At 64.1% G+C, this 11,995-nt stretch carries 13 protein-coding genes; 7 read left to right on the top strand and 6 right to left on the bottom strand.

Going from position 1 to position 11,995, the window contains the following annotated elements; all coding sequences use genetic code 11:
- Position 1 precedes the first annotated feature (1 nt).
- The 4 genes from C8J45_RS02945 (at position 2) to C8J45_RS02960 (ending at position 4,778) form a co-directional block, all read left to right on the top strand.
- Positions 2 to 238, top strand: coding sequence for a hypothetical protein (locus C8J45_RS02945; protein WP_107961792.1), 237 nt, complete (start codon positions 2 to 4; stop codon positions 236 to 238).
- Positions 238 to 3,570 (top strand): carbamoyl-phosphate synthase large subunit, encoded by a 3,333-nt coding sequence (gene carB, locus C8J45_RS02950; protein ID WP_107961793.1) that lies wholly within the window; start codon positions 238 to 240, stop codon positions 3,568 to 3,570. The genes C8J45_RS02945 and carB overlap by 1 nt, the downstream gene beginning before the upstream one ends.
- Before the next feature lie 75 nt (positions 3,571 to 3,645).
- Entirely contained in the window at positions 3,646 to 4,122 is a 477-nt protein-coding gene (gene greA / locus C8J45_RS02955) for a transcription elongation factor GreA (RefSeq protein ID WP_056052861.1), read from the top strand.
- A 5-nt stretch (positions 4,123 to 4,127) separates the two neighbouring features.
- Positions 4,128 to 4,778, top strand: coding sequence for a rhomboid family intramembrane serine protease (locus tag C8J45_RS02960; RefSeq protein WP_107961794.1), 651 nt, complete (start codon positions 4,128 to 4,130; stop codon positions 4,776 to 4,778).
- Between the two features lie 470 nt (positions 4,779 to 5,248).
- Here C8J45_RS02960 and C8J45_RS02965 read toward each other — a convergent pair whose 3' ends face one another.
- From C8J45_RS02965 to C8J45_RS02985, 5 genes are all read right to left on the bottom strand, one after another.
- The gene (locus tag C8J45_RS02965) at positions 5,249 to 5,476 is read right to left on the bottom strand and encodes a DUF4170 domain-containing protein (protein WP_056051043.1); all 228 of its coding nucleotides are present in this window, start codon (positions 5,474 to 5,476) and stop codon (positions 5,249 to 5,251) included.
- Between the two features lie 64 nt (positions 5,477 to 5,540).
- On the bottom strand, positions 5,541 to 6,020 hold the full coding sequence (locus tag C8J45_RS02970) for a hypothetical protein (RefSeq protein ID WP_107961795.1): 480 nt from the start codon (positions 6,018 to 6,020) through the stop codon (positions 5,541 to 5,543).
- Positions 6,021 to 6,124: 104 nt separating this feature from the next.
- Entirely contained in the window at positions 6,125 to 6,397 is a 273-nt protein-coding gene (locus C8J45_RS02975) for a hypothetical protein (protein WP_056062302.1), read from the bottom strand.
- Complete coding sequence (locus tag C8J45_RS02980) at positions 6,394 to 6,747, bottom strand: phage holin family protein (protein WP_235529837.1); 354 nt, start codon at positions 6,745 to 6,747, stop codon at positions 6,394 to 6,396. Before C8J45_RS02980 ends, C8J45_RS02975 begins: the two co-directional genes overlap by 4 nt.
- A 4-nt stretch (positions 6,748 to 6,751) precedes the next feature.
- Entirely contained in the window at positions 6,752 to 7,240 is a 489-nt protein-coding gene (locus tag C8J45_RS02985) for a hypothetical protein (protein ID WP_056062308.1), read from the bottom strand.
- A 175-nt stretch (positions 7,241 to 7,415) separates the two neighbouring features.
- Between C8J45_RS02985 and eno the strand changes: the two genes are divergently transcribed.
- A complete protein-coding gene (gene eno, locus C8J45_RS02990; RefSeq protein ID WP_107961796.1) occupies positions 7,416 to 8,696 on the top strand; it encodes a phosphopyruvate hydratase in 1,281 nt (426 codons plus the stop codon).
- Positions 8,697 to 8,851: 155 nt separating this feature from the next.
- Positions 8,852 to 9,178, top strand: coding sequence for a septum formation initiator family protein (locus C8J45_RS02995; RefSeq protein WP_055878455.1), 327 nt, complete (start codon positions 8,852 to 8,854; stop codon positions 9,176 to 9,178).
- A 98-nt stretch (positions 9,179 to 9,276) separates the two neighbouring features.
- Here the strand turns inward: C8J45_RS02995 and C8J45_RS03000 are convergent, their stop codons facing one another.
- A complete protein-coding gene (locus C8J45_RS03000; RefSeq protein ID WP_107952284.1) occupies positions 9,277 to 10,101 on the bottom strand; it encodes an alpha/beta fold hydrolase in 825 nt (274 codons plus the stop codon).
- A gap of 125 nt (positions 10,102 to 10,226) precedes the next feature.
- Here C8J45_RS03000 and C8J45_RS03005 point away from each other — a divergent pair, with 125 nt between their 5' ends.
- Positions 10,227 to 11,966 (top strand): DUF885 domain-containing protein, encoded by a 1,740-nt coding sequence (locus tag C8J45_RS03005; RefSeq protein ID WP_107961797.1) that lies wholly within the window; start codon positions 10,227 to 10,229, stop codon positions 11,964 to 11,966.
- Positions 11,967 to 11,995 lie beyond the last annotated feature (29 nt).

Below are 11,995 nucleotides of genomic sequence, written 5' to 3' on the forward strand. Positions count from 1 at the left end.
GATGGCAACTGTCCGCGCGCTTAAAATTTATGAGCCGGAGCGCTCCTCTCCGCAGGGCGACGTGGATGCCTCCATCATATTGCTAGATTTCGAAGGCGAGAAATTCGTTCAGATCGACACTTACGGATCGAAAGATCGCAAGTTTGTCGGAAAGCGATCTCAGAGCTTGAGGCTTTCTAAGGAAGCCTTTGAGCAACTTATGAAACTCGGGACCGCGCATTTCGCGCAAGGACAATAATGCCAAAACGCACCGACATCTCCTCGATCCTCGTCATCGGCGCAGGACCCATTGTCATCGGCCAGGCGTGCGAGTTCGATTATTCGGGCACGCAGGCGATCAAGGCGTTGAAGGAGGAGGGCTATCGTATCGTCCTCGTCAATTCGAACCCCGCCACGATCATGACCGATCCCGAGCTGGCCGACGCGACCTATGTCGAGCCGATCACGCCCGCGATCGTTGCCAAGATCATCGAGAAGGAGCGCCCGGACGCGATCCTGCCGACGATGGGCGGGCAGACCGCGCTCAATACCGCGCTGGCGCTGTTCCATGACGGTACGCTGGAGAAGTTCGGCGTGACGATGATCGGGGCGGATGCCGATGCGATCGACATGGCGGAGGACCGGCTGAAGTTCCGCGATGCGATGGACCGGATCGGGCTGGAAAGCGCGCGCTCGGCGATCGCCCATACTGTCGAGGAAGCGCTCGAAGGCCTTGAGAAGACGGGGCTTCCGTCGATCATCCGGCCGAGCTTCACGATGGGCGGTTCGGGCGGCGGCATCGCGTATAATCGCGAGGAATTCATTGCGATCGTACGCAACGGGCTCGATTTGTCGCCGACCACCGAGGTGCTGATCGAGGAATCGCTGCTCGGCTGGAAAGAATACGAGATGGAGGTGGTGCGCGATCGCAACGACAACGCGATCATCATCTGTTCGATCGAGAATGTCGATCCGATGGGTGTCCACACCGGCGACTCGATCACCGTCGCGCCGGCGCTGACGCTGACCGACAAGGAATACCAGATCATGCGCAACGCATCGATCGCGGTGTTGCGCGAAATCGGTGTCGAAACAGGCGGTTCGAACGTCCAGTTCGCAGTCAATCCGAAGGACGGCCGGCTGGTCGTCATCGAGATGAACCCGCGGGTTTCGCGCTCGTCCGCGCTGGCGTCGAAGGCTACCGGCTTCCCGATCGCGAAGGTCGCGGCGAAGCTGGCGGTCGGCTACACGCTCGACGAGATCGAGAACGACATCACCGGCGCCACGCCCGCCGCCTTCGAGCCGACGATCGATTACGTTGTGACGAAAATCCCGCGGTTTGCGTTCGAGAAGTTCAAGGGCGCATCGAACACGCTCGGCACCGCGATGAAGTCGGTCGGCGAGGTGATGGCGATCGGTCGCAACATCCACGAGTCGATGCAGAAGGCGTTGCGGGGGCTCGAGACGGGCTTGTCGGGGTTCAACCAGGTCGATCATCTGGTCGGTGCGCCGCGTGCGGAAATCGAGGCGGCGCTGGCTGTCGCGACGCCGGACCGGTTGCTGGTGGCGGCGCAGGCGCTCCGCGAGGGCTTCACGGTCGCCGAGGTGCACGCGATCGCCAAGTATGATCCGTGGTTCCTGGAGCGGATCGCCGAGATTATCGCGGCCGAGGCCGAGGTGATGAAGGACGGCCTGCCGATCGACGCGCCCGGCATGCGCCGCCTGAAGAGCATGGGGTTCAGCGACAAGCGGCTTGCGTGGCTGGCGCTGCAATCCGCCAATCTGCGGGGCATGAACCGCGGGATCGCGCGCGGCTCGGGACTGATTCACGAGGTCGTCAAGGCGATGACCGGCGGCGTTACCGAGGAGGAGGTGCGCCAGCATCGCCTGAAGCTCGGCGTGCGGCCGGTGTTCAAGCGGATCGATACGTGCGCGGCCGAATTCGATGCGAAGACGCCGTATATGTATTCGACCTACGAGGCGCCGAGCTTCGGCGAGCCCGAGAACGAGTCCGAGCCGACCGACCGCAAGAAGATCGTCATTCTCGGCGGCGGGCCGAACCGGATCGGGCAGGGGATCGAGTTCGATTATTGCTGCTGCCATGCGTGCTTCGCGCTCGCGGATGCGGGCTATGAGACGATCATGGTCAACTGCAACCCGGAGACGGTGTCGACCGATTACGACACGTCGGACCGGCTGTATTTCGAGCCGCTGACCGCCGAGGACGTGCTGGAGATCCTGCATGTCGAGCAGCAGAACGGCACTTTGGTGGGCGTGATCGTGCAGTTCGGGGGGCAGACGCCGCTTAACCTTGCGCGCGCGCTCGAGGCTGCCGGAATCCCTATCCTGGGGACGACGCCGGACGCGATCGATCTGGCGGAGGACCGTGAGCGGTTCGCGGCGTTGATCACCAAGCTCGGATTGCTCCAGCCGGCCAATGGGCTGGCGCGGAGCCGGGACGAGGCGGTCGCGGCGGCGGAACGGATCGGGTATCCGGTGCTGATGCGGCCTTCCTATGTGCTTGGTGGCCGGGCGATGGAGATCGTCGATACGATCGGGCAGCTCGAGCATTACATCGCGACCGCGGTGCAGGTGTCGGGCGACTCGCCGGTGCTGATCGACCAGTATCTGCGCGATGCGATCGAGGTCGATGTCGACGCGATCTGCGATGGGACCGGCGTGGTCGTCGCGGGCGTGTTGCAGCATATCGAGGAGGCGGGCGTCCATTCGGGTGACTCTGCGTGCTCGATCCCGCCATATTCGCTGTCGGCGGAGATCATCGCCGAGATCGAGCGGCAGACGGTGGCGCTCGCGCATGCCTTGTCGGTGGTCGGCCTGATGAACATCCAGTTCGCGGTGAAGGATGGCCTGGTCTACCTAATCGAGGTCAACCCGCGTGCGTCGCGCACCGTGCCGTTCGTCGCCAAGGCGATTGGCGCGCCCATCGCCAAGATCGCTGCACGCGTCATGGCGGGCGAGAAGCTGATCAATTTGCCGAAGATCGACCGGCATATCGACTATTATGCGGTGAAGGAGGCGGTGTTCCCCTTCAACAAGTTCCCCGGCGTCGATCCGGTGTTGTCACCGGAAATGAAGTCGACCGGCGAAGTCATGGGAATCGATCCCGATTTCACGATCGCCTTCGCCAAGGCGCAGCTTGGCGCGGGGACGATCCTGCCGACCAAGGGCAATGTCTTCGTCAGCGTGAAGGACGGCGACAAGGCGATGATCGTCGAGGCGGTGAAGGCGCTGGTCGACACCGGCTTCTCGATCGTCGCGACCGGCGGCACCGCGGATCATCTAGCTCGCGCCGGGTTGCCGGTCGAGAAGGTCAACAAGGTGGCGCAGGGCCGGCCGCATATCGTTGACCGGATCAAGGACGGCGATATCGCGCTGATCTTCAACACCACCGAGGGGTGGCAGAGCCTGAAGGACTCGCAGCCGATCCGCGCGTCGGCGCTGGGACAACGCATTCCGTACTTCACGACCGCACCCGCTTCGCTCGAAGCGGCGAAGGCGATCGCCAAGCTTTCGACGCACAGCCTTGAAGTACGGCCGCTGCAATCCTATTATTCGCAGTCGCACGACTGATCCCGACATGAGAATGATGTGTGGGCGGGGCTGGTACAGGGCCTCGCGCGGGGAAATGGATTTGGGGACGAGATGATGGCGACCGTCGAAAAGATGCCGATGCTGCAGGAAGGCTATGAGACGCTCAGCGCGGATCTGAAGCGCCTGAAAGCCGAACGTCCGACGATCGTCGACGCGATCGAAGAGGCGCGCGCACACGGCGACCTGAGCGAGAACGCGGAATATCATGCCGCGAAGGAGCGTCAGGGCCAGGTCGAGGCATCGATCTCGGACATCGAGGACAAGCTGTCGCGTGCGCAGATCATCGATCCGAAGGACCTGTCGGGCGACAAGGTCGTGTTCGGCGCGACGGTGACGCTGCTCGACGAGAACGACAAGCCGGTGAAGTATCAGATCGTCGGCCAGACCGAGGCTAACGCGAAGACCGGTCGGATCTCGTACAATTCGCCGCTGGGTCGCGGGCTGATCGGGCGCAAGCTCGACGAAGAGGTCGAGGTCACGGTGCCGGCCGGCGAGCGGTATTACGTCGTCTCCAAGATCGAGTTCATCTGAGCCTTATGCAATTCTTCGAGACGCGGGCGACGGCGATCATCACGATCGTGACGGTCATCGTCTCGGGATTTTTGGTGCTGAGTGGATCGCTCGGGTACTGGGCGGTGAACGCCGGGTTCATCCCTTTGCGGATGACCGATCTCGGTATTCCGAGCGAGCATATGTTCGTCGTGCCGTCTTGGGCGACGCCGCTGACTGCGACTCTGATCCATGGTGGCTGGGCGCATATCGCGCTGAACCTCGTGATGCTCGTGTATTGCGGGCAGTTCGTCGAGAAAGCGCTGGGGACGGTCGGGTTGATCGTTCTGTATGTGCTGGGCGCGTATGCGGCGGCGGCGGGGCATTGGGCGTTCGGGCCTGACTCCACCGCGCCTATGATTGGCGCCAGCGGTGCGATTTCGGCGGTCGTTGGGGCTTATGCGCTGCTGTATGGCGAGCGGCGGGCGCAGGCGATCGGGCCGGTGCCGGCTGGGGTCGTGCATGTTGTGTGGCTTGCCGCAGCGTGGATCGGGATCCAGTTGCTGATGGGGCTGGCCGGGTTTGGGGCTTCGGTTGGGGCTAGCGGGCCGATCGCTATTGGCGCGCATATCGGCGGGTTCTTGGCGGGGCTGGCGCTGGCTCGGCCGCTGTTGCTGTGGCATTACCGCGCGGCTTGAGCCAGCCAGCTCCTAACTACCGCCACTTGATCCACGCAAACCCCGTTCGTCCTGAGTAGCTGCTGAGCTTGTCGAAGCGGCGTATCGAAGGATGGGTTGGCGCGCGGGGCCTGTGCTTCGATACGAGCCCTCGATACGCTCCTTGCGGAGCCTACTCGTTCTCTACTCAGCACGAACGGGGGTGGGGAAAGGGCTACTGCTCCAAGTCGCGAACTGGCGAGGCCGCGGGAGCACGTTGCCGTAGTCCTGCTTGGCGTGCCCTCACCCATCGCCGCCTTTGGCGTCTTTCCCTCTCCCCGATGGGAGAGGGACGAGGGGGGTCGCTTCATGCAAACTTGATCGTCAGACAGGTACTACAGAACCGTCATCCCCGCGAAGGCGGAGATCCATAGCCTATGTCGTTGCGATCGGTTAGCTACGTCAGCCGGTATGGATTCCCGCCTTCGCGGGAATGACGGCTCAGGAGTAGTTCAGGCTACGGTCGCGCCGAGGTTCGGTTCGAGCATGCGGTGCAGGTGCACCACGACGAACTTCATCTCGGCATCGTCGACGGTACGCTGCGCCGCAGCACGCCAGGCCTTCTCGGCGCTGGCGTAGTCGGGGAATACGCCGACGAACTCGATCTTGCTCAGATCGTTGAAGTCCAGGGTGCGCGGGTCGCTGACGCGACCGCCGAATACGAGGTGGAGCTTGCTCATGCGCTTGCTTTCCTAGGGAGGGGGTTGCCGCCTCCCTAGCGTGTTCGACCCGCGGTTTGAACCCTTAGACAGTAGGCTTTTGCGAAACCGCCTTCGCACCTGCAGTACCGGCCGTCGTGACCGCCTTGACGATACCCTCGAGCAGGCCCTTGGCCTGGTCGCGCGCATTGTCCTTGGTCAGGCCGAGTTCGCCGAGTTCCGAACGACCGGCATCCTTGGCTGCCGCGGTCGCCGCGACGAGCGTTTCGCTGAGGCGCTTGCCGACGGGGGCGAGCAGTTCCTTCTCGCGCGCCGAACGCGGGAGCAGCGCGCCGGCGAGGGCGCCGACAGCGAGACCGCCGACGAGGATGCCGAGCGGGCTGGACTCGAGGTTGTTGACGACGCGCTTGGTCTTCTCGCGCGAGACTTCGAGAACCTCCGAGGCCTTGTCGCCGGCGTCGTGATAGACCTTCGATGCGGTCTCGCGGACGGTGTCGAGGCCTTCGCGGAGACGGCTCTCGGTCTCGTGGGCGGCTTCGTTGGCGGTGGTCTTTGCGTCGGTCATAGAAAGTGTCCTTCTGGTGGCAAGCTGCTCGCCGTTCAATGCAATGAGGGTTCAACGCGAGCCGGGACTTCAAGGTTTCAATATGGTGACCGTGGTCAGGGCAATCACCGCCCGCGGCGGAAGAGTCCGACGATCCGGTGGCGTGCGAGGAACAGTCCGGCGACCGCGGCGAACCCTGCGGTCGGCCCCGGATTGCGCTTCACGGTCTCGACGCTGGCGCTGAGCGCGGCGGTGCCCGCATCCGCGACGTCGCGGCTGGCGTTCAGCGCGAGCTTCCGCGGATTGAGGCGGTCCTGCAACTGCCCGATCGTCATCATGACGCGCTGGCGGGCGAGGGCCGATTCGATCTCTGCGGCGGCGACTTTGGCGGATGTCATGATACGGGCTCGCTCTTCGTCTGAAGCTTCGACTTGCCGATCATCGCCAGGATCGCCGCCACTGCGAGGACGGCCACCACGACGATGGCGGTCGCCCATCCTGGCCCCACCAGCGTCGCCACCGTCAAGATCGCACCGACCAGCAGTGCGATCAGCGCGGCGAGAGCCAGTACGCCAGCGACCGCGAAGAACATCGCGGCCGACTTGTACGCGCTCGCCGTCTCGCCGAACTTCGCCTTGTAGACAGCGACTTCCGCGGTCGCGAGACTCTTCGTCTCGGTCGCCAGGCGACCGACGATCGACACGAGGCTCTCGTCCTCGCCGGTCGCGAACGTCAGTGGATCGACCAAGACGTCAGACCTTCGAGTTGGCATCGACGCCCGACTGCACCAGTCGCGCGACGACGAAGCCGATGGCCGCTGCTGCACCCACCGCGATCGCGGGCGATTTCCGCACGAGTTCGCGCGCGTCGTCGAACAGCTCGTCGATGTCCTTCGCCTTCACCTGGTCGGCGAAACCCGAGACGCTGTCGGCGGCGCTGCGGGCATAGCCGCCATATTGCGAGCCCAGCTTCTCATCGACCTGGCCGGCGGCGTCGGTCAGCAACTGCGCGACCTGCTCCAGAGCGCCGCTCGCGCGTGCCTTGCCGTCCTCGGCGAAGGTGCGGACCTTGTCGGTCGCCTGCGCGGTGTACTTGTTCGCGCCGTCCTTGATCGCCTGCTTGGCGTCGCCGGCCTTGGCCGAGACATCGCCGTTATCGATCGTCTTGCTGAGCTCGGTCCCGACCTCGTTCGCGGTCGTTTTCAGGTCGTTGACGGTGTCGTTTACGCTGGAGTCGGCCATGACGGTCCCTTTCAGAATTGTTACGCCCTCAACACCGTCGTTGGAGCACGGTTCCCGAACCGTCGCGCGATTGCACGACACTATTCTCGGATGTCCGCGCGATTGCCCGATATGGCGTGAGACGGTAGAGGCGGCGCGAACGACCCGGCACCGGGATTTGTAGGAGCATCGTTACGTGACCGCAATCATCGACCTTCATGCACGCCAGATCCTCGACAGCCGCGGCAATCCGACCGTCGAGGTCGACGTACTGCTCGAAGACGGCAGCTTCGGCCGCGCCGCCGTGCCCTCGGGCGCCTCGACCGGCGCACACGAGGCGGTCGAGCGCCGCGACGGCGACAAGACCCGCTGGGGCGGCAAGGGCGTCGATGGCGCGGTCGACGCGGTCAACGACGAGATCACCGACACCGTGCTCGGCATGGACGCGGAGGACCAGTCGGACCTCGATCGCGCGATGATCGAACTCGACGGCACCGAGAACAAGGGCCGGCTTGGCGCGAACGCGATCCTCGGCGTCAGCCTGGCCGTCGCCAAGGCGGCTGCAGAAGCGCGCGGCCTGCCGCTGTACCGTTATGTCGGCGGCGTGCAGGCGCATCTGCTGCCGGTGCCGATGATGAACATCATCAACGGCGGCGAGCATGCCGACAACCCGATCGACTTCCAAGAATTCATGGTCGTGCCGGTCGGCGCGTCGAACATCCTCGAAGCAGTCCGTTGCGGCTCGGAGATCTTCCACACGCTGAAGAAGGGCCTGAGCGAGAAGGGCCTGTCGACCAGCGTCGGCGACGAGGGCGGCTTCGCACCGAACATTGGCAGCACCACCGAGGCGCTCGACTTCATCATGTCGAGCATCGAGAAGGCAGGGTACAAACCCGGCGAGGACGTGATGCTCGCGCTCGATTGCGCGGCGACCGAGTTCTACAAGAACGGCAAGTACGACATCTCGGGCGAGGGCCGGATCCTCGAAAGCGCCGAGATGGCGGAGTATCTCGCGGACCTGACGCGCCGCTACCCGATCTTCTCGATCGAGGACGGCATGGGCGAGGACGACTGGGAGGGCTGGAAGACGCTCACCGACCTGATCGGCGACAAGGTCCAGCTGGTCGGCGACGATCTGTTCGTGACCAACCCGAAGCGTCTGAAGCGTGGGATCGACCAGGGTATCGCGAACTCGCTGCTGGTGAAGGTGAACCAGATCGGCACGTTGACCGAGACGCTGGAGGCTGTGTCGATGGCGCAGCGCGCGAAGTATACGGCGGTGATGTCGCATCGGTCGGGTGAGACCGAGGATGCGACGATCGCTGATCTGGCGGTCGCGACCAACTGCGGGCAGATCAAGACGGGCAGCCTTGCGCGCTCGGACCGGTTGGCGAAGTACAACCAGCTGATCCGGATCGAGGAAGAGCTGGGCGATGCGGCGCGCTATGCGGGTCGCGACATCCTGATCGGGGGTTGATTGCCCATCCGTCATGCCGGGCCCTTCGACTAGCTCAGGAGGGCCTTGTTCCGGCATCCACGGTCCCGCATATTCGACAGACTTGATTGCGCGGAACGGTGGACCCCGGAACTAGTCCGGGGTGACGGAGTGGGTTTGGAGTACCGGAGGACGACATGGCACGCGTGACGACGAAGACCAGCAAGTTGCGGAAGACGATGCGCAAGGCCGCGTGGCCGGCGCTGGGGCTGACGCTGATGGCGTTCTTCGGCGCGTATGCCGTGCTCGGGCCGAACGGGATGTTCGCGTATGGCGACTACAAGCGGCAGCTTGCGAAGCGTGAGCAGGATTACGCCGCGCTCGATCGCAAGCGTGAGGTTCTGAAGAACCGGGTCGCGCTGCTGAACCCGGATCACGCGAACCCGGATATGGTCGACGAGATGGTCCGCAAGGAACTGAACGTCGCGCATCCGGACGAGGTTATCGTCCCGCTGGGGAACTGAGCGCGCCGTCATCCTGGACTTGATCCAGGATCCAGAGCCACTCGCGACCCCGCTCGTGGCTCTGGATCCTGACTTTCGTCAGGATGACGGGCGGGGCGTTAACGTCCCAGGAACGTGAGCAGGTCGTTGGTGAAGCGATCGCTCTCGGTGATCGTCAGGCCGTGCGGCGCGCCGTCATATTCGACCAGTTGCGAGTCCGCGATGCCCTTGGCGGCGGCGCGGCCGGTGGCGTCGATCGGCACTGTCTTGTCGCTTGTCCCATGCACGACCAGCGTCGGTACGCGGAACGCCGCCAGGTCCTGACGGAAGTCGGTGTGGCCGAACGCCTTGGCGCACTCCAGTGTCGGGTGAAGGCCTGCCTGCATCGCGAGGCTCCAGACCCAGTCGACCACCTCATCGCTGACCGGCGAGGTGATGAACCCGACGCCGAGGAATTGCTGGAGGAAGGTCTTGAAGAACGCCGGGCGATCGTCTTCGATACCGGCGCCGATGCTGGCCAGCGTCTCTTCGGGAACGCCATCCGGGTTGTCGTCGGTCTTGAGCATGTACGGCACCACCGACGAGATCAGCCCGGCGGCGACCACGCCCTTGCCTTCGTAGCGGCTCATGTAGCGCGCGATCTCGCCGCCCCCCATCGAGAAGCCGACGATCGTCGCGTCGGTGTTCGCGCCGGTGGCTTCCATCACGTCGGCCAGATCGTCGGTCAGCGTGTCGTAGTTATAGCCGGTCCAGGGCTGGCCCGAACGCCCGAAGCCGCGGCGGTCATAGGCGATCGCGCGGAAGCCGGCGTGCGCGAGTGCCATCGCCTGCGCGTCCCAGCTGTCGGCGTTTAGCGGCCAGCCATGCGTTAGGATCACCGGGCGACCTGTGCCCCAGTCCTTGACGTAAATGTCTGTACCGTCACGGGTTTTTACGTAGGGCATGCAAGTCTCCGGTCTGTCTTGGCAGATGCACGTTCAACGGCTCATCGTGCGCGCCGTTCCGCACGCTGGCGTACCAAGACTTCGACTGGCAGCATGGGGCCAGACGAATCGGAATTGGAGACAGGATGCGGATCGGACTTTTGACGACGGCACTCGGCGCGGTCCTCGCCTTGAGCGCGTGTGGCTCTGCGCAGACGACCGCGAATACGCAGGCTCCTGCCGTGCCGACGACCGCTGCGAAGGGCGACTGGGCGGGGTTCCGCGATGGCTTCATCGACGGCTGGTTCAAGATCGATCCGGCGAACGCGGTCTATCAGGGCAAGCACGAGTATGACGGCGGCTTGGGCGACTGGAGCGCTGCGGGGCTGAAGCGGCAGGCGGACTTCCTGCATGGCGCGATCGACAAGGCGGGGGCGTTCACGGATCTGAAGCCCGCCGAGGCGTTCGAGCGCGATTATCTGGTGCAGGTCGCCAAGGGCAAGCTGTTCTGGCTGGAGGATGCCGACCAGCCGCACCATAATCCGGCTTGGTATGTGAGCGCGGGACTCGATCCGAACACGTATATCGCGCGCAACTATGCCGATGCGCCGACCCGGATGAAGGCGTTGACCGCGTTTCTGCAGAAGATTCCGGCGGCGGCGGGGAACATCAAGGCGAACCTCAAGACGCCGATGCCGCTGAGCTACGTCAATTACGGGACGGCGGCGTTCAACGGGTTTGCGGATTATTATGCGGGCGACGCGGTGAAGGCGTTCGCAAGCGTGAAGGATGCAGCGGCGCAGAAGCAGCTGACCGATGCGGCGCAGGCGGCGTCGGAGGCGATGCGCGATCTGGGGACATGGACCGAGGGCCAGCGCGCGACCGCGACGCAGGATTTCGCGCTCGGGGCGGACAAGTTCTCGCGGATGGTGGCGATGACCGAGGGTGTCGATACGCCGCTCGACCAGCTCGAGGCGGCGGGTGTTGCCGACCTCAAGCGCAACCAGGCGGCGCTGGCGCAGGCGTGCGGGGTGTTCGCCAAGGGGCAGACGATCCTCGCGTGCATGGACAAGATGAACGCGAACAAGCCGGTCGGTGGCCCGGTCGCGGAGGCTCGGCGACAGATCCCGACGTTGCGGAAATTCGTCGTGGATCACGACCTGCTGACGATCCCGGGGACCGAGCAGGCGCTGGTCGAGGAATCGCCACCGTATAACCGGCAGAACTCGGCGTATATCGATCCGCCGGGGCCGTTCGATAAGGGCGTGCCGTCGATCTACTACATCTCGCCGCCCGATCCGAGCTGGACCAAGGCGGTGCAGGACGCGTTCGTGCCGGGCAAGAACGACCTGCTGTTCACCTCGGTGCACGAGGTGATGCCGGGGCATTTCGTCCAGTTCCTGCATGCGAACCGCTCGCCGTCGCTCTTCGGGCGGCTGTTCGTGGGGTATGCATTCGCCGAGGGGTGGGCGCATTATGCCGAAGAGATGATGTGGGAGGCGGGGCTCAACAACGGTGATGCGGAGACGCATGTCGGGCAGATCTCTAACGCGTTGCTGCGGGATTGCCGGTATCTGTCCGCGATCCGCATGCATGCGAAGGGGATGACGCAGGAGCAGTCGTTCCGGATGTTCGTCGACGAGTGTTATCAGGACGAGGGGAACGCTAAGCAGCAGGCTGCTCGGGGGACGTATGATCCGGCGTATCTGAATTATACTATGGGTAAGTTGATGATCCGGAAGTTGCGTAGCGACTGGACTGCGACGCGGGGTGGGCGGAAGGCTTGGAAGGCGTTCCATGACGAGTTCTTGAGTTTTGGGGGGCCGCCGATTCCCTTGGTGCGGAAGGCTATGATGGGGGAGGATAGGGCTACGGCTGCCTTCTGATTTGGGGGCAGTTGCACACATTTCGCACC

This window comes from Sphingomonas sp. PP-CE-3G-477 (assembly GCF_003050745.1).
Taxonomy (GTDB): Bacteria; Pseudomonadota; Alphaproteobacteria; order Sphingomonadales; family Sphingomonadaceae; genus Sphingomonas.